This is a genomic window from Pseudomonas sp. ME-P-057 (assembly GCF_030208975.1).
Taxonomy (GTDB): domain Bacteria; phylum Pseudomonadota; class Gammaproteobacteria; order Pseudomonadales; family Pseudomonadaceae; genus Aquipseudomonas; species Aquipseudomonas lutea.
The window spans coordinates 224838-245435 of the sequence record NZ_JARVSX010000011.1 but is presented as its reverse complement, the minus strand read 5'-3'; the positions used below and the strand labels follow the sequence as shown (position 1 = coordinate 245435).

The following is a 20598-nucleotide window of genomic DNA, read 5'->3' as shown; positions in this document are numbered from 1 at the left end:
CGGCCTGCCGCCGGCTCATGCAAGTCCACCGGGCCGATTACTGCGCCTGAACCTGCACCAGACCGCCCGTTTGTTCCGGCTTGCCGGACACGATCACCAGGTAGCGGCGCTGCTCGGCCGCTTCGCTTTGCACGATCTGACGGATCGGCCCGATGGCGTTGACAATCGCCGAACCGGCCGGGTTGGTCATGAAGCCGGCCAACGGTTGCAACGTGCCGCTGCCATCGGCTTTGTCGGCCAGCGCCAGGGTGTAGGGCTGCTTGGGGTCGAGACCGGTGACGGCGGCTTGCAGCACTTGGGTCAGGCCCTGATTGAACAGGCTGACACTGGTCGGCGCCTGGTCGGCGGTCTTGCCTACCGCGTTTAGCGTCAAGTGCACCGCCTGACCGGCCACACCCAGCGGTTTGAGGTTATCGGTGCCGGGGCCTTTTTCGACCGCGTTAGGCACGTAGGCAATCGCCTGCGGTGCCTGGCCGATCGGGATGGTGGCAATGACCTTGTTGCTCAGCGTGTCGATCACCGCGAACGCATCGGCGTTTTCCAGGCCGACGTAAATCCGGGTGCCGTCGCCCGAAGGCCATACGCCATGGGGGAGGTTGCCGACGGCGATCGTAGCCACCTTCTCAAAGGTGTCGGTGCGGTAGACCTGCACCTCATTGAGCCCGCCCACGGTGATGTAAGCGAACGAGCCGTTGGCGTTGTTGACCAGGTTGACGTGGTTGGCAATCGGGCCGATGTCCAGGGTCTTGAGCAGCTTGAACGGCGGCGTCGCTTCAAAGACCTGAGCTTTGCCCACGTCCTTGAGGGTGAACCAGACCTGCTTGCCGTCCGCCGACGCCGCGATGTTGGGGCAGAACGGGCTGGCCTGTTGCACATGGCCGACGATTTTGTGATCGGCGACGGACACCACCACGGTTTCCGGGTTGAACGACGAACACACGTAACCGTATTTACCGTCCGGCGAGAAGATCTGCATGCCGGGACCGGCCGGTGTCTTGATGCGGGTTTTTTCCACGTAGGTTTTCGCGTCGATTACCGACACGTAATCCTCACCGCGCACGGTCACCCAGACCTCTTTGCCGTTGGGCGTGAAAAACGCCTCGTGAGGCGCACGCCCCACGTACGTCTTGTGCTTAACGGTGTTGGTTTCGGTGTCGATGAACGACACCGAGTTGGTGCCGATCGACACCGCCGCCAGGGTTTTGTGGTCCGGCGAAAAGCCCAGCCCGTGGACCAGCACCTCACCCTTGTACAGCGGGCTCAGGTTGCCGGGCTGCGGGTCACCAAGGCTGATGACGCCAAGCAGCTTGTTGTCGACCGGGTCGGTCACCGAGACCGTGTTGGAAAACTGCTCGGCGGCGTACACCCGGTCGGTATGGGACACCGGAATGTCCCTGGCCGAGGCCTTGCCGGGGATTTGCCCGGCGAAAGTCGACATCGAGGCGGTCAACAGGGCGCTGGTCAGCAGTGCGAATGGCAAGCGAGGGACATTCATCGGTTCGTTCCTTCCGGGGGTGGCGTCGGGTCAGCGATCAGGGGTTGGCAATTAAGGGGTTGGCAATCAAGGGGTAGGCAATCAAGGCTGGGTGACAGATGGCCGGGTCGTCGATTGTGCGGGCGGTTGCGCAGGCGATTGGGCAGGCCCCTGGGTGGGCGCGGCGACAGAAGGGGGCAGCGGTTGTCCGACGGCCAGGGCCATGGCAGCGATTTCCTGCTGCTGGTCAACGATGATTTCCTGCGCGATGCGCTTGAGCTGTTCGTTGTGGCCGTACTTGAGGATGCTCAACGCCATGTCGATGGCGCCTTGGTGATGCGCGGTCATCATGGCGACGAAGTCGCGATCGACGTCGCCGCTAGGCTTGACGTCCATCCCGGCCATCATCTTGTCCATCGCAGCGTTGTTCTCGCTGATGAACGGCGCCTCGGTGGCTACCGGATCGCCGGCATCGCCGTGCATATGGCCTTCGTGCGCCTGGGCGACAGACAGCCCTGCAAGGTGCAGGACCAGCCCGCCGATGATCAGGCGGCGATGGAATTTCAACATGTGCGTTTCCTCCTGGTTGCAAGCGTTCACAAGGGGGACGACGCTCGATGCGGATTTATTCCCCGAGCGTTTTCGATTCTCTCTTCTGCAGCGCAAGCGCTACGCACGGGCACGCCGTTATGGTGGGCGCCGCCAGGGTGGATGATGCAGGTGCAATACCGCTCAACACACACACACACACCCTGGCAAACGGCTCGCCTGTCGCGGCGAACCCTGCCGAGGCAAAAGGAGGAGACCATGCAGCGACCGTCCGACTGTGATTCAACGGCTTTCAACAGCCTGGAAATTCGTTTCCATCGTGCCCCCATGCTCGATGCGCCCTTGAACAGCGCGTTAAGGTCGCTCAACGCCTTGCCGGGGTGCGTGGCCTATCGGCTCGAAATTCGCCCGCACCACCGTTACCCCTGGCGGATCACCGGGATATGGGAAAGCGCTGAAGCGAAAACCGCCCATTACCCGTCAGCTGAGCTGCAAACCTTGCTCAGCCTGCTACTGACACCCGCATTGGCCGAGATCAGGTTCCTCGAGGCAGCGACGGATTGTCTGGTCAATGCGCTGGATTTCCGGGCCACGCAACTGGCGGGTTAGCGGGCGGTTCAGGATTCCGGGTCGTGGCTGCCGCGGTCCTGGACAATGGCGTCCCACACGGTAGGTGTCGGGAATAGCTCGACCAGAAACTCCAGGAAAGCTTTCACGTTGGGACTGCCGCGGCGGCTTTCGGGCCAGAGGGCGGTAATGGCGAAGCGATCAACCATGAAGTCAGGAAATACCGGCACCAGCTCGCCACGTTTGACGAAAGGCGCTGCTACGTACGTGGGCGAAATCCCGATGCCGCCGCCCGCCGCGAGCACCGCTGCCACCGCATCGCTGGCGTCGATGGTCATGCAGGCATCGGGCATCAACTCCACCAATTGGTCGCCCACCGCGAACGGCCAGCGCAGCGCCTGGCCTGAACTCTGATAACGGAAGTTCACGCATTGATGGTCGTTCAGGTCTTCCACTCGACGGGGGATGCCGTGTTTGGCCAGATAGCCAGGTGAGGCGAAAGCGCCTATTCGGTGTGGTCCGAGGGCGCGGGAAATCAAGCGGGAGTCAGCGAGATTGCCCACGCGCACGGCGACGTCGATGCCCTGTTCGATGATGTCGGCAAACTGATCGCCCAGCCGCAGATCAATCGACAGTTTGGGATAGCGTTCGGCGAACCGGGGCAGGGCCGGGGCCAGGATGTTGGTGCCGATGGGCAAGGGAGCGGTCACCTTCAAGATGCCTGACGGTTCGGCCCGGCGTGCGACCGCCGCCTGTTCGATGTCCTCGACCTCACGGATGACTCTCAGCGCGCGCTCGTAAAGATCCCTGCCTTCAGGCGTCAGCGTGAGGGAACGGGTCGTGCGGCTGAACAACTTCAATCCGAAGTATTCTTCCAGCCTTTGCACGCTTTTACTCACGGCCGATGGCGACACCGAAAGGGCCCGTGCAGCCGCGGTGTAACTGCCCAACGACGCCGTGCGCGCAAACGCGATAAGGCCCGTCAGCCGCTCCAAACCTATTTGTTCTCTCATGCCGGCATTAGAGTCAAAGCCAACGGGTTATACAACTGCCGGCCCGGCCTTGACGGCGCCGGGCCTTCACGCTGTGCATTTTGAGCATCACTGGTCGTGTGCCAACCCGTTGATTTTAAACGCCATAACTGATCGATCACCCCCATTGATGCCCTGCCGGAAAAACTAAAATGCCACCGGCTGCCGTTATATCCGGCCGGACGAAGCATTAGGGTTTGTCACGGCAAATGGAGGGCAAGGATGATTCGGATTGATGATCTCGCGATCTTCGTAAGGGTGGCATCCCTGGACAGCTTTTCAGCCGTGGGCCGGGAAATGAATCTGCTGCCGTCGCAGATCAGTGCGGCCATAAAACGTCTTGAACGCGAACTGGATATTCGCCTGTTTGCCCGCTCCACACGGAGCCTGCGTTTAACTTTGGAAGGGCAGAATTATCTGCCTCACGCCCGCGCCGTTCTTGAATCGCTGCATGCCGGCAAAGCATGCCTGCAGCACAGCGAAACCGACTTGCGCGGCACCCTGCAAATCGCCAGCTCGTCCGACTTCGGACGCAATGTTCTGCTGCCCTGGCTGATTGAGTTCCGCCAGCACAATCCTGGCGTACACATTCGGCTGTCGCTTTCAGACCACATCGCCGACATCTACCGTGAACCCGTGGATGTGGCGATCCGCTATGGCGCCATCCCCGACGCTGACTTTGTTTCTCTGCCCCTGGCCCCGCAAAATTGCCGGGTGGTCGCTGCGGCGCCTTCCTACCTGGACAGTCAGGGCCGGCCCGCCAACCTGGAAGCCCTCAAAGAGCACCAGTGCCTGCGTTATCACCTCAATGGCAAGTTATATGACCGCTGGGTGTTCCCGGCTGCCGACGGCAGCCTTGAGCACATCAGCGTCTCGGGGCCCGTCATCAGTGACGATGCCGATGTGATCAGGCGCTGTGCCATTGCCGGGGAAGGGGTGATGTACAAATCCTGGCTGGATATCTGTCACGACATTCAGGCGGGCCATCTGGAATTATTGCTCCCCCACCAGCAGGGTGAGCCGTTTCCGCTGCATTTTATCTGCCCTCACCGCAAACAGTTTTCGCCCGCGATCCGAAGCCTCTACGTCTACTTGAAGTCACGCTGTGCGGCACGTTTGAAAGAGGCGGGTGGCGCAGTGCGTCGATGAGGTACCGACCCGCAGCATTACGCCGATTACCCGCGCAGCCTGCACGTCCCGGCACTCATGGCTCGGCACGATTGGATCTGGACGTGGGCCGGGTTGCCCCTGCGACTGAGCGCAGAGGCGCGAACGGTCAACGCAGATGAGCCGCCAGTTCGTTGCCGGCCTGACGCATCGCGGCCTGAACCTCCGGCACTTTACTGAGCGGATTGAGCAGCCCGTAGTCATGGATCATGCCGTTGTATCGCACCGCCGTGACGGCCACGCCGGCAGCATCCAGCTTGCGTGCGTACGCCTCGCCTTCATCGCGCAGCACGTCAAGACCGGCAGTTTGAATCAGCGCAGGCGGCAGACCTTTCAACTCTTCGAGCGAAGCCCGCAGCGGTGAGGCGAGAATTTCAGCCCGCTGTCCGGGGTCCTGTGTGTAGTTGTCCCAGAACCACATCATCATGTTTTTGGTCAGGAAATGCCCTTCCGCGAAAGTCTGGTACGACGGCGTCTCGAACGTCGCATCGGTGACGGGCCAGAACAGCACCTGCAAGCGCAGCGCGGGTGTTTTGTGCTGCTTGGCCATCAGCGACACCACGGCCGCCATGTTGCCGCCGACGCTGTTGCCCGCCACGGCGAGTCGCGAGCCATCCACGTTGATGTCTTTGCCGTGGTCGGCCACCCATTTCGTCGCGGCATAAGCCTGATTGATCGCCACCGGATAACGCGCTTCGGGGGAGGGGGTGTAATCCACGTAGACCGCCACTGCGCCGGACGCCACGACCAGGTCACGGATCATTCGGGCATGGGTCGGGTAGTCCCCAAGCACCCAGCCGCCGCCGTGGAAAAACATGAACGCAGGCAACACGCCCTTGACGTGGGCGGGGCGGACGATCACCAGCTTGATGGGTTGGTCCCCGGCCGTGATGGTCTTGTGGCTGACTTCGACGCCACTCATGTCCACCTCCACCGAGTTCTGCGCACCGGTCAGGACCGCGCGGGCATCCTTGGGGCTCAGTTGCTCCAACGGTGGGCCGCCGCCTGCGGCCAACGCCTTGAGAAACGCCTGGGTCTGATGTTCTGGCACGTCGATTTCTCCTGCGGTTGCTGTATTGAGCGTCAACGCGAGTGCGCCAGCGCCGATCGCTTTATGTAAAGACTTCATGGAGGTCTGCTCAGGGGGAGTGTTGAACGGATGGTCGTCTACTGGCTGGAACGGCGACACCCACCGCGCTGCGCAGCACCTGCGCTAAACGAGCGCAAGTGCCTGGGTATTCTTGCCACTGCGGCATAAGTGAAGTGAGCCCGAACCTGATTATCACGATGGGCTCGCAGCGTTAGCCTTGCTGCATCGACCCCCGTTTGGCCACCTCAGGACTCCCTTATGAACCCCAATGCCGTTGCACCCTCGCCAGCCTCCGGTCTTCAGGGCCAGAACGTCGTCATCTTCGGCGGCACCTCCGGGATCGGCCTGGCCGCTGCGGTTCAGGCCACGGCAGCGGGCGCGTCAGTCATCGTCATCGGCTCCGATGCCGAACGCGCCCGGCAGGCGGCGCACGCGAATGGGCTGGCAGGATGGCGGGCAGCGGACGTCACCCGGCGCGAACAGATCGATGCAGCGCTCGCTGACATTGAGCGCGTGGACCATCTGGTGTTGCTGGCCGGGAGCTTTGTGGCAGGGCGCATCATGGACACCGACGTCGACCACCTGCGTCGCGCCTTTGAAGAACGTGTCTGGGCCGCCGTGCATGCCCTCCGCGCGCTGGGCGACAAGCTGTCGAAAAACGGTTCGGTGACGCTGATTTCCGGCAGCCTGGCCGATCGGCCCAACGCCTATGGCACGGCCGTTTTGGCATCGGCCTCGGCAGCGATGGAAGCCCTGGCGCGCGGTCTGGCGTTGGAGCTGGCCCCGGTGAGGGTCAATACGCTGTCGCCCGGCCCGATCAACACGCCGATTCTGGCCAAGGCCATGGGAGAGAGGCGTGACGCCTTTATCGCCTCCCTTGAACAGACTCTGCCGCTGCACCGTCTGGGCTCGGCCGAGCAGGCAGGCGATGCGGTGGTGTTCCTGATGGCCAATACGTTCATGAACGGCGCCGTGCTGAACATCGATGGTGGCGCGCGGCTGGTGTGATCGCCTGCCCGGTGTATGCTTCGGCCCTCCCCATGGCCGGGCATTCTCCATGCTGCAGAAAAATCTCCTCCGTCGTCTTGATCTGATCACCCTGAAGCTGTTCGTTGCAGTGTACGAGGAAGGCACGCTGACCCGCGCGGCCAGCCGGGAAGCCATTGCGGTGTCGGCGGCGAGCAAGCGCCTGATGGAGCTGGAGGAAGTGCTCGGCATCGGCTTGTTCGTGCGCAATGCCAAAGGCATGCGGCTGACCGCGGCGGGGGAGACGTTGTTGCACCATGCCCGGCGCATGCTTTCCGATCTGGAAAAAATGGGCCTGGAACTCGACGAGCACCTGCAGGGCATGCGCGGCTACGTGCGCATGCTGGCGAACCTGTCGGCGATCATTCAGTTTTTGCCCGAGGACCTTCACGATTTTGTCGCCAGCCATGCGCTGGTCAAGGTGGACCTCGAAGAGCGGCCAAGCAACGGCGTGGTGCAGGGATTGGTCGACGGCGTTGCCGACATCGGCATCTGTTCCGAAGACACCGACGTGCAGGGCCTGCTCAGCGCTCCTTACCGCCGCGACGAACTGGTGGTGGTGATGCGCCCCGATCATCCGCTGGCCGGCAGGACGCAGGTCGCGTTCGAAGACACCCTCGGCAGCGATTACATCGGCCTGCACGCCGCCAGCTCGATCAACATGCGCACCCAGAACGCTGCGCGTTCCCATGGTCGGCCGCTGCGGGTGCGCATCCATGTCCCGGGCTTCGATGCGATGTGTCGGATGGTCCAGGCGGACATGGGCATCGGCGTGCTGCCGCGCAAGGCGTTCGATCTGCTCGGCCCGTCTCTGGGCCTCAAGGCCGTGGGCTTGAGCGATGCGTGGGCGCGACGCACGCTGATTCTGGTGGTGCGCGACACGGGCGCGCTGTCGCCGGTGAGCCAGTTACTGTTCGAGCACCTGCAGCGCCACGACGACTGAGCCTTCGCGTTTCGCGAACGGCTGTTGCCAACTGACGGTTGGATTTGCTCGAAATGCGCCTCTAGTCTGGGTTACAAATTCCAAGAAAGACTCGAGGTAACCCCATGACTGGCCCCCTTCAAGGCGTCCGCGTCATCGAAATCGGCACGCTGATTGCTGCACCCTTTGCGGCCCGCCTGATGGGCGAGTTCGGCGCCGAAGTGATCAAGATCGAATCGCTGGGGCAGGGCGACCCGCTTCGCAAATGGCGAAAGCTGCACGAAGGCACTTCGCTGTGGTGGTACCTGCAGTCACGCAACAAGAAATCCCTGTCGCTGAACCTCAAATCCGCCGAAGGCATCGACATCGTCAAGCGCCTCGCTGAAAGCGCGGACGTGCTGATCGAAAACCTGCGGCCCGGCGCGCTGGAAAAGCTCGGCCTGGGCTGGGATGTGCTGCATGCGCTCAACCCCAAACTGACGCTGGTGCGCATCTCCGGCTACGGCCAGTCCGGCCCTTATCGCGACCGTCCCGGCTTCGGTGCCATTGGCGAGGCCATGGGCGGGATTCGCTACACCACCGGCACGCCGGGCTCGCCGCCTGCGCGGGTGGGCGTCAGCCTCGGCGATTCGCTGGCCTCGATGCACGCGGTGATGGGCGCGTTGATGTCGCTGCTGCGGGTCAAGACCGGCCAGGGCGACGGCCAGGTCGTCGATGTCTCGCTGGCCGAGAGCGTGTTCAATGTCATGGAAAGCCTGGTGCCGGAGTACGACATGCTCGGCCATGTGCGCGAGCGCAGCGGCGGCGCGTTGCCGGGGATTGCGCCTTCCAACACCTACCCGACGGCCGACGGCGCGTACGTGGTGATTGCCGGCAACAGCGATCCGATCTTCAAGCGCCTGATGCAGGCCATCGGCCGCGACGATCTGGGCGAGAACCCGGCGTTCGCCCACAACGATGGCCGCGCTGCGCAGAGCGACCTGCTCGATGCGGCGATCAGCGCCTGGTCCTCGGCGCGGCCCATCGATGAGGTGCTCAAGGCACTGGAGCAGGCAGAGGTGCCGGCGGGGCGCATCTATAACGTCGTGGACATCGTGGCCGATCCGCACTATCAGGCGCGCGGGATGATTCTCGACGCGGAGCTGCCGGGCGGGGCCTCGGTGAAGATGCCGGGCATCGTCCCGAAACTCTCCGACACGCCCGGTTCGGTCAACTGGCAGGGCCCGGCACTGGGCCAACACACGGACAGCGTGCTCGGCGAACTGGGCATGACGGCAGCCGACATTGCCCAGCTCAAAGCCAGCGGGGTGGTGCAATGATCACCGACTTTTCCCAGCGCCTGATCGTGCAGGAAGTCTCGCCGCGCGACGGCTTGCAGATCGAGCCGACCTGGGTGGAAACCGCCGACAAGATTGCCCTGATCAATCGGCTTTCTCTGGCCGGCTTCAGCCGTATCGAAGCCGGTTCTTTTGTTTCGCCCAAGGCCATCCCGGCACTGCGTGACGGCGATGAGGTGTTCCGCGGCATTGCACGCCAGCCTGGCGTGACTTACGTCGCGCTGATCCCCAATCTGCGGGGCGCGCAGCGGGCGATAGAGGCGGGCGCCGATGAGCTGAACCTGGTGATGTCTGCCAGCCAGACGCACAACCTGGCGAACATGCGCATGCGCTGCGAGCAATCGCTGGCCGCGTTCGCCGATGTGGCGGCGCTGGCTTCTGGCACGTCGCTAAGCCTGAACGGTTCCATTGCGACTACGTTCGGTTGCCCCTTCGAGGGCCGCATTGATGAAGACCGCGTGTTGCAGATCGTCGACGCTTATCTGGCGCTGGGCATGCATGGCGTGACGCTGGCCGACACCACCGGCATGGCCAACCCGCGTCAGGTCTTTGCCTTGGTGCAGCGCGTGCTGAGTCGGGTACCGGCGTCGGCGCTGACGCTGCATTTTCACAACACGCGCGGGTTGGGGCTGAGCAACGTGCTGGCGGCGTATGAGGCCGGCGCGCGACGCTTCGATGCGTCCCTTGGCGGGCTGGGAGGATGCCCGTTCGCGCCGGGAGCATCGGGCAATATCTGCACCGAGGATCTGGTGAACCTGTGCGACGAGATGGGCATCGAGACCGGCATCGATCTGCCGCTGTTGCTCAATCTGTCGCGCGGCCTGCCTGCGCTGTTGGGTCACGAGATGCCGGGCCAGGTGGCCAAGGCCGGGCGCAATTGTGACCTGCACCCGGCGCCGGAAAACCTGCCGCGCTAGACCTGTGCCGCCGCGACCGCGCCCCCTGGATGGCAGACGAGGCGCGGCCGGCTTTAGCCACATCAAGGATTCACGCACTCGCGAGCACGCCGCCTGCGTGCTCGGCCAGACAACAAAAACAATAGGACGCCTACGGGAAGTCCCTCTGGAGTAACCGCAATGACCGTTTCTGTTCTGACCCCGGACAGCAGCCTCGCCGAGGTTGTAAACGCCGAAAAAGCACTGATCCGCAAGGTCGCGTGGCGCCTCATGCCGTTGATCATGGTCTGCTACCTGTTTGCGTTCTTCGATCGCATCAACATCAGTTTCGCCAAGTTTCAGCTGCAGACCGACTTGAGCCTGAGCGACACGGCGTATGGCCTGGGCGCCAGCCTGTTCGTCATCGGCTATGTGCTGTTTGAAGTGCCGAGCAACATCATGCTCTACCGGGTCGGGGCACGGCGCTGGATCGCCCGGATCATGATCTCCTGGGGCATCGCGACCGCGCTCATGGTGTTCGTCAACGCCGAATGGCAGTTCTACGTGCTGCGTTTCATCATCGGTGCCATGGAAGCCGGTTTCGCGCCGGGCGTGCTCTATTACCTGACGCTGTGGTTTCCGCAGACCTATCGGGGCCGCATCACGTCAATTCTGTTCCTGGCCTCGGCGTTTGCCGGGTTGCTCGGGGCACCGATCTCAGGCCTGGTGCTCGGGCACATGGATGGCGTGATGCACATGCGCGGCTGGCACTGGCTGTTTCTCCTCGGCGGCCTGCCATGCATCGCGCTGGGTTTCGCCGTGCTCAAGCTGCTCAAGGATCGGGTTGCGGATGCGCATTGGCTCACCGATGCCGAGAAAGCCCACCTGTCCAGCCGCATTGCCCAGCATGAACCGAACAAGCACGGCGGCTCGCTGCTGACGGCGCTGAAAATGCCCGGCTTCCTCATGCTCGGGCTCATCTACTTCCTCATCCAGGTGGCGTCCTATGGCTTGAATTTCTGGGCTCCGCAGCTGATCCGCAGCGCGGGCGTCGAGAGCCCGGTGGTCATCGGCCTGCTCACGGCGATTCCCTATATCTTCGGGGCCATCAGCATGATCGTCGTGGGACGCTTGTCGGACGCCAGCGGCGAGCGCCGCAAATTTGTCTGCGGGCTGGTGGTGCTGGGGGCCATCGGCTTCTTCAGCGCCGGCATCTTCGCTCAGCACACCAGCTTGCTCATCGTCTCCCTGGCGATGCTGGGCGGCGGCATCGTCGCGTCGATCCCCGCGTTCTGGACGCTGCCGCCCAAGCTCCTCGCCGGCGCAGGTGCCGGCGCTGCCGGTGGCATTGCGCTGATCAACACACTGGGACAGTTTGGCGGCATCGTCAGCCCCGTGATGGTCGGCGCTATCAAAGACCTCACCGGCAGCACGACCCCGGCGCTGTACGTGATCGGGGTGAGCAGCCTGATCGCTGCGGCGCTGTTGATGTGGGCACTGCCGCAGAAATTGCGGACGCTGGACAAGAACGAGGGCTGAACGCAGCAGGCGGGCGCTGACATCGGTGCCGTGCCCGGTCGGTGTTAATGCCGGTGGCAATGCCAACGGCTGCCAATGCCAATTGCCAAAAGCCAAAGCCAAAGCCAAAGCCAAAGCCAATGCCAATGGCGATGGCTGCCGCTGCCGACGATGCCGACGATGCCGAGCGATGCCGACCGATGCCGGCGCTGTTGTACGCGTCGGCGCCATCCCCGACAAAACGCTTGCCTGGATGTGCAGGGTGCTGTTTTTCGGGGATGATCGGGACTCACTCCTCAACCCGTCCGGAACGCGCCGGCAGGCAGCCGATGATGGCCGCGCCCGGCTGACGATTCCATGGAGCGCACGCAATGATTGATCACCTCGACCATCTGGTCCTGACCACCATCGACGTCGAAGCCTGTAAGGACTTTTACGTGCGGGTGATGGGCATGCGTCTGGAAACCTTCGGCAGCGGCCGTCTGGCGTTCCGCTTCGGCCATCAGAAAATCAACGTTCACCAGCGCGGTCATGAGTTTGAGCCCAAGGCGCACCTGCCAGTGCCGGGCGCGCTGGACCTGTGCTTCATCGCCAGCCAAGGCCTGGACGCAGTCATCGCGCATCTGCAGCAAGAACAGTGGCCAATCATCGAGGGCCCGGTCGACCGCACGGGCGCGACCGGGCCGATCCGTTCGGTTTACGTGCGCGATCCGGATTTGAACCTGATCGAGATTTCCGAGCTGATGGGCTGACGGACTGACGGGCTGAATTTTGCGAACGACATCAATTTGGCATCGTGACATCTGACGCCTTCCCGGCTGAAGCCGGTCCCACAATGCCTTAGGCGCCATGCACACGGCGTTCGGGCTACCGCATTCTCTGTAGGAGCCGGCTTGCTGGCGAACGCGGTCCGTCAAATAGGGAGATGGTGACTGGCACAATGCATTCGCTAGCAAACCGGCTCCTACGAATTTTGTGAACGGCATCAACTCGGCGGCGTGAGATTACGGAATGCGGGCACGGCATCAGCCCTGCGGCGTGACATCTGACGCTTTCCCGGCTGAAGCCGGTCTCACAAGGCGCCGGGCACATGACAAACCGGGCCACGGCACCCTCTGTAGGAGCCGGCTTGCTGGCGAACGCGGTCCGTCAAATAAGGGAATGGTGACTGGCACAATGCATTCGCCAGCAAGCCGGCTCCTACAAATTTTGCGAACGACATCAATTCGGCGACGTGACATTGCGAAATTTGGGTAGCGCATCAGTTCGGCGGCGTGACATCACGAAGTGTGTGCGCGACATCGATGCAGTGGCGTGACATTACGAATGCGCGCACGGCATCAATTCTGCGGCGTGACATCTGACGCTTTCCCGGCTGAAGCCGGTCCCACAATGCGTCAGGCGCCATGCACAGGGCGTCCGGGCTACCGCATTCTCTGTAGGAGCCGGCTTGCTGGCGAACGCGGTCTGTCAAATATGAAGATAGTGACTGGCGAAAATGCGTTCGCCAGCAAGCCGGCTGCTACAAAATGTGCGACGTGGACTCAACCGCACCACACCGGCCGCTACAACCAGGCGCGGATGCCCAAGGTCGAAACCCCGGGTATGCGTCCCTACTCGGCGCCGGGGCCTACCCCTCAAACTGGTGATAAACCTTCGCAATCACCTTCCAGTCCCCATTGATCTTGATCAACGTCAGGTAGTCGTTGTAATCCGCGCCAATGGCGTCCTTCTCCATGTCCACCCGTACCACCGCCGTGGTTGGGGTAATCGCCAGGACATCCAGATGCGTCGTTATGTCCGGCGCCTTGCCGTTGCTCTCGACGAAGCTGTACAGGTTGCCAATCGGCCCGCCCAGAAGCTGCCCGTTGGTGAAACCGTACATCACCGCCTCTTCATGAAAGGCCTGTTTGATGGTCTCGACGCTGCCTTCGCGCAGGCCCTCTACGTAGCGGCTGGCCGTTTCGATGACGGCGTTGTAGTCGTGGGTGGCAACGGCTTTGATGTTCTTGCTCATGTTTATGACTCCAGGGTTTGAATTAGAGAGGCGATAGCTTCAATGGCCAACAGCCGCGCAATCACCAGTCCTGTCGGGTGGGTGAAATGATCAGGTCGTTGACGGTGACGTTGGCCGGCTGATTCAGCGCGTAGATCACGGCGCGGCTGATGTCTTCCGGTGCAATCGCGATTTCGTTGAGCGCTTGTGCTGCTTTGCGGCCGGCCGGGTCGGTGACTTTGTCCGCCCAGCCGGTGTTGATCACACCGGGGCTGACGGTGTTGACGCGAATCCCGTGGTACACGCCCAGTTCCTTGCGCATCGATTCGGTGATGGCCTGCACGAAGAACTTGGTCGCGCTGTAGACGCCGGCGCCGGGGCCGACCTGGTGGCCGGCCACCGAATCCATGTTGAGGATTTGCCCGGACTTCTGTTCCAGCATGAAGGGCAGGGCGGCAGCGATGGCGTTCAGGTAGCCCTTGATGTTGACGTCGATCATGGCATTCCAGTCCCGGGTCACAAGATCGACCCAGTTGGAGAACAGCATCAACCCGGCGTTGTTGACGAGGATGTCGACCGAGCCGTAGGTGTTCTTGGCGAACTGCGCCAGAGCGCGGGTCTGTTCAGCGTCGGTGACGTCGGTGACAAAGCTGGACGCCTCTAAGCCCGCCGCGCGGAGTTCACTGACGAGGGCTGCGAGGCCGTTCTCATCCAGTGCAGCCGCTACGACGTTGGCCCCTTGAGCGGCCAACGCTCTGGCCGTTGCAGCGCCGATCCCTGACGACGCGCCGGTGACGATGGCGGTTTTCTTGTCCAGATAATTCATCTTCATGTTCCTAAATTCAGGGCGTGCGGGCAGCGTCGGCTTTCCCGGGAAAGCCTTGCCGTTACGCCGTTGGTTACTGCAGCGTCTGAAGGCGGTGCGGTTCGCCAGCGGGTTAGTAAGTGCCCAGCGGCCAGTCGGTGTAGCCCTTGGCGCCGCCGCCGTAATAGCTTTCGCGCGGGGCGATGGTGAGCTCGGCGCCATGGCGCAGACGTGCGACCAGGTCCGGGTTGGAGATGAACAGGCGACCGAACGCGACGGCGTCGATCTTGCCCTGGACGCGGCGCTCGATGGCCATGTCCAGGTCGTAGTTATTGTTGCCAATGAACGGACCGTTGAACTGCGCACTCAGCGCATCCATGTCGACGCCTTCCGGCACTTCGCGGGAGGTCGCGGTGGCACCTTCGACAAAGTGCAAATACGCCAGGTCGAAGCGGTTCAGTTGCTGAATCAGGTAGCCGTGCAACGCCATCACGTTGCTGTCCGGCGGCGTGTTGCCCGCATCTGGCGTGACCGGCGACAGGCGAATACCCACGCGGTCGTTGCCCCAGATGTCGACGATCGCCTGGGTGACCTCCAGCGTCAGCCGGGCGCGGTTTTCGATCGAGCCGCCGTATGGGTCGGTACGCTGGTTGGTTGAATCGCGCAGGAACTGATCGAGGAGGTAGCTATTGGCCGAGTGCACCTCAACGCCATCAAAACCTGCTCGCCTGGCGTTCTCGGCAGCGTGCTTGTACTGCTCGATGATGCCGGGGATCTCGTCGGTTTCCAGCGCGCGGGGCATCGACACCGGGACGAAGCCGTTGGCCGTGTAGGTGTTGCCTTCGGCTTGAATGGCGGACGGCGCGACCGGAGCTTCTCCGTTGGGCTGCAGCTCAACGCTGGAGAACCGGCCCACATGCCAGAGCTGACAAACGATTTTGCCGCCGGCCGCGTGTACAGCGTCGGTGACGGTGCGCCAGCCGGCGACCTGCGCTTCGCTCCAGATCCCGGGGGTGGCCGCATAGCCGCGCCCCTGGGCCGAGATATTGGTGGCCTCGGCGACAATCAACCCGGCGGTGGCGCGCTGGGCGTAGTAGGTGGCATGCAGTTCACCGGGCACGCCGTCTTCTTCGTAGCGGCTGCGGGTGACGGGCGCCATGACGATTCGGTTGGCCATTCTGATGGCGCCTATCTGCACAGGAGAAAACAAATCGGTGCTGTTGTTGATGTCATTCATTGATAATTACTCGCATATTTGACCGGTCGTCTACCAATCTTCCAAAAAAAAGCGCCTGCTACCGCAGCAGGCGTCGGGTCAGGCTCATGGCCGTGTCGAAGGACGTGGTGGACTTGTTGACCTTCACCAGAAGGGAAGCGCCCAGCCATAGTTGATACAGGGTTTCAGCGAAGGCCTCGCTGCTTTCCTCGATGTGCAGGCTGCCGTCTTCCACGCCCGTGTCGACGCAGGCGGTGATGCGTTTGATGATCTTCGCGGTGCCGGCCTCCAGCACCCTGCGCATGTCTTCGGACAGGTCGCAGACCTCCGGGCCCAGCTTGACCACAAGGCACTTGCCTTCCGGATGATCAGCACCCTGGGTCTCGATCCAGTAATCGAAATAGGCGAGCAGCTTTTCAGCGCCGCTGCCTGATCGTGTCATTACCGTTTCGACGCGGCCGAGGTATTCGCAGAAGTACTCGTCGAGCAACGCGGCGCCGAACTCTTCCTTCGATTTGAAGTAATAGTAAAACGAGCCCTTGGGCACGCCCGCCGCGCTCACGACTTCAGCCAGACCCACGGCGGTGTAGCCTTTGTGGATCATCAGCGACTTGGCAACGTCGATGATATGTTGGCGCATTTCCAGGTTGGGTTTCTTCATAATGCGCAACACCATAGGGCAAAACTGACCGGTCGTCTACAGCCAGTTCAGCGCCCCGATGAAAGGCCTACCTCAGCCCTAATCCCATCTCAAGCGCCCGCACCTCATACCCCAACTCCTCGTACATCCGCCGCGCCCGGCCATTGAACGCCCACACCGAGAGCCGAATATCTTTCGCGTCACGCCCCTCCGCCCACACCCGCACCTGCTCCATCAACCCACGCCCAAGGCCCTTGCCCCAAAATCGCTCCGCCACGCACACCGAGCCTACCCGCACGAAGGTCATCGGTTGCAGCAGCGGCCCGCTGGCGGTGAACATCCCGGCGCTCACAAAACCCGCTGGCTGTCCGTCGATCAACGCCAGGTAGATCACCTGTTGCGGGTTGCTCAAAAAGCCCTGCCAGTGCGACGCATCGCGGCTGTAATCGGTCGTCTCGGCGGCGTAGATATCGGGACGCTCAGCGTGGTGAATGGCGTTGAGCAGTTGCCCCAGTTCGCAGATCGCCGCGATGTCTTCGGGTGTGGCTTCGCGGTAGCGGAGGGTGTTGTCCATGGCGTTGTCGTCCTTGTCAGGCGGTTGCGGGTGATCGGCTGTTGTACCCGTCGGCCATCAACTCCACAACCCAGTCGATGAACACCCGCAGCTTGATGCTGATGTGCCGGTTGGGCGGGAAGGCGATGTACATCGGCATCGGCTCCAGCTGCCAGTCTTCGAACAGCGGCAGCAGTTCGCCACTGCGTACGGAAGGCTCGGCCATGTACTGCGGCAGCCAGAGCGCACCCATGCCGGCAAGGCCCGCCGCGAGGTAGGCGTTGCCGTCGTCCACGGCCAGCCGGTAGCGGCTTTGGATCTGCAGGCTTTCGCCCTCACGCTGCAGGGTCATGGGAAACAACTGCCCAGTACGCGCCCAGCGGTAACCGACGATGGAGTGCCGGATGTCTTCGAGCTCACCGGGATGACTGGGCACCCCGGTTCGCGCCAGGTAGGCGGGCGCGGCATACACGCCCAGGCGCAGGTCGGTGATGTGCCGCGCCATCAACGATTGATCGGTCAGCTCACCGCCGCGCACCACGCAATCGACGTTTTCGCCGATGAGGTCGATCATGCGGTCGCTCACGCCGAGGTCGATCTGGATGTCCGGGTAGCGCGCCTGGAAATCCGGCAGCGCCGGGATCAGCACCATCCGCGCGAAGGGGCTGGGCACGTCGACCCGCAGGCGGCCTCGGGGTGCGGCGGCGGCGCTGGAGAGGCCGGTTTCGGCGTCGTCGAGGTCAGCCAGCACCCGCACCGCACGTTCGTAAAACACGGCGCCGTCGGCGGTGACGTTGACCTTGCGCGTGGTGCGGTTGAGCAGCTTGACCCGCAACCGCGCTTCGAGCTGCTGCACCAACTGCGTGACGGTGGTTTTGCTCATGTGCAGCGTGCCGGCGGCTTTGGTGAAGCTGCCGGTTTCCACGACCCGGACGAAGGCCTGCATCGCGTCGAAACGGTCCATCACGCCACCTGATTGTTTGGGGATTGCAAACAGTCTTGATCAGCCTCGCGCGTTTATCTAGCGAATCCGCCGCTCTACAGTGGCCTCATCGAAACGACGGAGCATCCCGCTCCGCTGAAGGAGGTTTCACATGACTGTTCGCGACGTTGTTTTTCCGCCTGGCCGCCACGCGCTGTACGAGCGCAACCGCTACTCGCCGGCGATCAAATCCCAAGGCCTGCTGTTTGTTTCGGGACAGGTCGGCAGCCGTGAAGACGGCTCGCCGGAACCTGATCTGCGGGCGCAGGTGCGACTGGCGTTTACCAATCTCAACGCCATTCTGGCGGCGGCGGGCTGCACGTTTGACGATGTGATCGACGTGACGGTGTTCATGGTCGATCCCGAATCGATATTTGAAACCGCCTGGGAGGTGGTGCCGGAGTTCTGGGGCGAGGCGCCGCACCCGACGATCACAGCGGTGGGAGTGACGTGGCTGTACGGCTTTGATTTCGAGATCAAGGTGATCGCGCAACTGCCGGATAAAGCCTCAGTGGTTCACGCGGCCTAGTGTGGCAGCAGGCCGGTGGCGGTTGAAATCTTCGCCCCGGCCCGACAGACTCTGCGCCCCGTTTTGGCCGTTGGCGCCAGGCGGCCAGGTGAAGAGGGCTGCAGTTGAACGAACACACTTTGTCCAGGCGCCTGGAGCGCGTGGCGGCGCAGGTACCAGTCCGCGCACGGCTGGCCGACATCGGCTCGGACCATGCCTACTTGCCGGTGGCTTTGCTGCGCCGAGGGCTGATTGAGGCGGCGGTGGCCGGGGAAATCGCCCTGACGCCCTTCGCTGCAGCCGGGCGGACGGTGCGCGAGAGTGGCTTCGAGCAACAGATTGCGGTGCGCCTGGCCGATGGGCTCGACGCCATCGACGCGTCGGATGAGATATCGGCGGTGAGCCTGTGCGGCATGGGCGGCGAGACGATCCGCGACATTCTCGACAGCGGGTCGTCACGCCTGAGCGGGCGCGAGCGTTTGATCCTGCAGCCCAACGGCGGCGAGCCTGAGCTGCGTCAGTGGTTGATGGAAAATGGCTTTCGCATCCTCCATGAGGAACTGCTGCGGGAAAACCGCTTCGATTACGAAATCATCGTGGCCGAGCGCAGCGGACCGGTGGCTTACAGCCCCGAAGAGCTGTATTTCGGGCCGCTGCAGTTGCAGACGCGCAGTCCGGCGTTCATCGACAAGTGGCAGCGTGCGCTGGCCCGTAAACGCCGCACGCTGGAAGGGCTTGCCCGGGCACGAGGTGCTGTGCCCGAGCAAACGATAAGCGACCTTTCGCTACAGATTCGCTGGATCACCGAGCTGCTGGGCTGAATACCAGGAGCCTGGACCGATTTGTTCAGAGCTCCTTCTTCATGTGTTTTTCGATCTGCTCAAGGGACTTGCCCTTGGTCTCCGGCAGGCAGGTGAAGACGAAGATCAGCGAGCCGATGTTGATGGCCGCGAAGACGAAGAAGGTCGGGTTGCCGATCGTGTCCACGGCAATCGGGAACAGGAACGCGACGGTGGCGTTGAACAGCCACTGCATCGACACCGCCGTGCCGGTCAGCAAGCCGCGGACCTGCATCGGGAACAGCTCCGACATCAGCAGCCAGTACACCGGTGAAATGCACATCTGCATGAACAGCAGGAACACCAGAATGCACGCCAGCGCGGTGTAGCTTTGGGTCAGGTTCTGCGGCATGAACTGCAGGACGCAACCGAGGGCCGCCTGCATCAGGACCACGATCACCAGGCCGGTCATCAGCAGGTGCCGACGCCCGTAGCGGCCGATGGCCCAGATGCCCAGCAGCGTGGCGATGACCGATACGATGCCGTTGCCGATGGTCGCGGTCAGCGCGGCGTTGGTGCCCATGCCGGTGTTCTTGAGGATGATCGGCGTGTAGTACATGAATGCGTTGACGCCGGTGAACTGCGCGGTAAACCCCAGCCCCACGCCTATCAGCAGCAGTTTCAGGATCCACGGCTGACGCAGCAGTTCGCGGGCGGGCACGCGCTTGTGGGCCTGCTTCTCCTGGGCTTTCATCTCCTCGACTTCGCGCTGGGCGGCGTCCTTGGTGTCGCGCAGCTGTTCCAGCACGTCTTGCGCTTCGTCAAAGCGGCCCTTGGACGCCAGCCAGCGCGGCGACGGCGGCACGAAGAAGGTGCCGATCAGCAGCAGAATGCCCGGCACCATGGCGATGGCCAGCATGTAACGCCAGATGCCGGGCGTGTGCAGCAGCGCTGCCAGCACGGCGCTTAGCACGTAGGCCAGCAGCTGGCCGCTGACGATCATCAGTTCGTTGCGGCTGACCAGCCTTGCGCGTCGCGAAGGCCCGGCGATCTCGGCGATGAACACCGGCACCGTGGCAGAACCGCCCCCGACGGCGATACCCAGCAGAAAACGCGCCGCGACCATGAACGGCACCGAAGGCGCCGTCGCCGTGCCGAGTGCGCCGACGATGAACAGTATCGACAGCATGCGCAGGGTCACGCGCCGGCCATAACGGTCGGACAGGTAACCGCTGCCCAGCGAGCCAAAGGCTGCGCCGACGATCAGCGATGCGGTGATCAGCCCTTCGCTGACGGGGTTCAGGCCCAGACCGCCCTGGTCGAGCGGCAAGGTCATGAAGGGCAGGGCACCCGCGATGATGCCCGTGTCGTAACCGAAAGCGAGTGCGCCCATGGTGGCGACAAGGACCGAGATGAAAATCAGGCGCCGCGCCGAAGCGCGCTGTTCGCCTGGTTGGCCTATGGCGGCGGATGGGGAACTGGAAGACATGAAAACCTAAACCTCTCGTGGAACCGGCGTTGTGCCTGCTCGCTGACGTCGTGGTTAGGGGCATGTCGGCCCTG

21 protein-coding genes are annotated in these 20598 nt (G+C 62.8%); 10 read left to right on the top strand and 11 right to left on the bottom strand.

Annotated features, from left to right (window positions below):
• Positions 1-37 precede the first annotated feature (37 nt).
• Both QRN48_RS05420 and QRN48_RS05415 read right to left on the bottom strand, forming a co-directional pair.
• A complete protein-coding gene (locus tag QRN48_RS05420; protein WP_285349302.1) occupies positions 38-1495 on the bottom strand; it encodes a YncE family protein in 1458 nt (485 codons plus the stop codon).
• An 81-nt stretch (positions 1496-1576) separates the two neighbouring features.
• Entirely contained in the window at positions 1577-2044 is a 468-nt protein-coding gene (locus QRN48_RS05415) for a DUF305 domain-containing protein (RefSeq protein WP_285349300.1), read from the bottom strand.
• 237 nt (positions 2045-2281) lie between these two features.
• Here QRN48_RS05415 and QRN48_RS05410 point away from each other — a divergent pair, with 237 nt between their 5' ends.
• On the top strand, positions 2282-2632 hold the full coding sequence (locus QRN48_RS05410) for a hypothetical protein (RefSeq protein WP_285349299.1): 351 nt from the start codon (positions 2282-2284) through the stop codon (positions 2630-2632).
• A gap of 8 nt (positions 2633-2640) precedes the next feature.
• Here QRN48_RS05410 and QRN48_RS05405 read toward each other — a convergent pair whose 3' ends face one another.
• Positions 2641-3603, bottom strand: a complete 963-nt coding sequence (locus tag QRN48_RS05405) for a LysR family transcriptional regulator (protein ID WP_285349297.1) — start codon at positions 3601-3603, stop codon at positions 2641-2643.
• A 240-nt stretch (positions 3604-3843) separates the two neighbouring features.
• Here QRN48_RS05405 and QRN48_RS05400 point away from each other — a divergent pair, with 240 nt between their 5' ends.
• The gene (locus tag QRN48_RS05400; RefSeq protein WP_285349295.1) at positions 3844-4770 is read left to right on the top strand and encodes a LysR family transcriptional regulator; all 927 of its coding nucleotides are present in this window, start codon (positions 3844-3846) and stop codon (positions 4768-4770) included.
• A gap of 127 nt (positions 4771-4897) precedes the next feature.
• Here QRN48_RS05400 and QRN48_RS05395 read toward each other — a convergent pair whose 3' ends face one another.
• The gene (locus QRN48_RS05395; protein WP_285349293.1) at positions 4898-5917 is read right to left on the bottom strand and encodes an alpha/beta hydrolase; all 1020 of its coding nucleotides are present in this window, start codon (positions 5915-5917) and stop codon (positions 4898-4900) included.
• Positions 5918-6136: 219 nt separating this feature from the next.
• Here QRN48_RS05395 and QRN48_RS05390 point away from each other — a divergent pair, with 219 nt between their 5' ends.
• The 6 genes from QRN48_RS05390 to QRN48_RS05365 all read left to right on the top strand — a co-directional run bounded on the left by QRN48_RS05390 (position 6137) and on the right by QRN48_RS05365 (position 12308).
• Positions 6137-6886 (top strand): SDR family oxidoreductase, encoded by a 750-nt coding sequence (locus QRN48_RS05390; RefSeq protein WP_285349292.1) that lies wholly within the window; start codon positions 6137-6139, stop codon positions 6884-6886.
• A 49-nt stretch (positions 6887-6935) separates the two neighbouring features.
• A complete protein-coding gene (locus QRN48_RS05385) occupies positions 6936-7847 on the top strand; it encodes a LysR family transcriptional regulator (protein ID WP_285349290.1) in 912 nt (303 codons plus the stop codon).
• Between the two features lie 104 nt (positions 7848-7951).
• Positions 7952-9145, top strand: coding sequence for a CaiB/BaiF CoA transferase family protein (locus QRN48_RS05380; protein ID WP_285349288.1), 1194 nt, complete (start codon positions 7952-7954; stop codon positions 9143-9145).
• Entirely contained in the window at positions 9142-10080 is a 939-nt protein-coding gene (locus tag QRN48_RS05375) for a hydroxymethylglutaryl-CoA lyase (protein ID WP_285349287.1), read from the top strand. Before QRN48_RS05380 ends, QRN48_RS05375 begins: the two co-directional genes overlap by 4 nt.
• Before the next feature lie 159 nt (positions 10081-10239).
• The gene (locus tag QRN48_RS05370; protein ID WP_037009636.1) at positions 10240-11577 is read left to right on the top strand and encodes an MFS transporter; all 1338 of its coding nucleotides are present in this window, start codon (positions 10240-10242) and stop codon (positions 11575-11577) included.
• Between the two features lie 350 nt (positions 11578-11927).
• The gene (locus tag QRN48_RS05365; protein ID WP_285349285.1) at positions 11928-12308 is read left to right on the top strand and encodes a VOC family protein; all 381 of its coding nucleotides are present in this window, start codon (positions 11928-11930) and stop codon (positions 12306-12308) included.
• An 878-nt stretch (positions 12309-13186) separates the two neighbouring features.
• Here QRN48_RS05365 and QRN48_RS05360 read toward each other — a convergent pair.
• From QRN48_RS05360 to QRN48_RS05335, 6 genes are all read right to left on the bottom strand, one after another.
• Positions 13187-13573 (bottom strand): nuclear transport factor 2 family protein, encoded by a 387-nt coding sequence (locus QRN48_RS05360; protein ID WP_285349283.1) that lies wholly within the window; start codon positions 13571-13573, stop codon positions 13187-13189.
• 61 nt (positions 13574-13634) lie between these two features.
• Positions 13635-14378, bottom strand: coding sequence for an SDR family oxidoreductase (locus QRN48_RS05355; RefSeq protein ID WP_285349281.1), 744 nt, complete (start codon positions 14376-14378; stop codon positions 13635-13637).
• A 112-nt stretch (positions 14379-14490) separates the two neighbouring features.
• Positions 14491-15594, bottom strand: a complete 1104-nt coding sequence (locus tag QRN48_RS05350; protein WP_285349279.1) for an alkene reductase — start codon at positions 15592-15594, stop codon at positions 14491-14493.
• Positions 15595-15652: 58 nt separating this feature from the next.
• A complete protein-coding gene (locus QRN48_RS05345) occupies positions 15653-16234 on the bottom strand; it encodes a TetR/AcrR family transcriptional regulator (protein ID WP_285349277.1) in 582 nt (193 codons plus the stop codon).
• 67 nt (positions 16235-16301) lie between these two features.
• Positions 16302-16787, bottom strand: a complete 486-nt coding sequence (locus tag QRN48_RS05340) for a GNAT family N-acetyltransferase (RefSeq protein ID WP_285349275.1) — start codon at positions 16785-16787, stop codon at positions 16302-16304.
• A gap of 16 nt (positions 16788-16803) precedes the next feature.
• On the bottom strand, positions 16804-17730 hold the full coding sequence (locus QRN48_RS05335; RefSeq protein WP_037009649.1) for a LysR family transcriptional regulator: 927 nt from the start codon (positions 17728-17730) through the stop codon (positions 16804-16806).
• 130 nt (positions 17731-17860) lie between these two features.
• Here QRN48_RS05335 and QRN48_RS05330 point away from each other — a divergent pair, with 130 nt between their 5' ends.
• Together QRN48_RS05330 and QRN48_RS05325 are read left to right on the top strand one after the other, a co-directional pair.
• A complete protein-coding gene (locus tag QRN48_RS05330) occupies positions 17861-18277 on the top strand; it encodes a RidA family protein (protein WP_285349273.1) in 417 nt (138 codons plus the stop codon).
• Positions 18278-18381: 104 nt separating this feature from the next.
• A complete protein-coding gene (locus QRN48_RS05325) occupies positions 18382-19077 on the top strand; it encodes a tRNA (adenine(22)-N(1))-methyltransferase (protein WP_285349272.1) in 696 nt (231 codons plus the stop codon).
• A 25-nt stretch (positions 19078-19102) separates the two neighbouring features.
• Here QRN48_RS05325 and QRN48_RS05320 read toward each other — a convergent pair whose 3' ends face one another.
• On the bottom strand, positions 19103-20524 hold the full coding sequence (locus tag QRN48_RS05320) for a sugar porter family MFS transporter (protein ID WP_037009653.1): 1422 nt from the start codon (positions 20522-20524) through the stop codon (positions 19103-19105).
• Positions 20525-20598 lie beyond the last annotated feature (74 nt).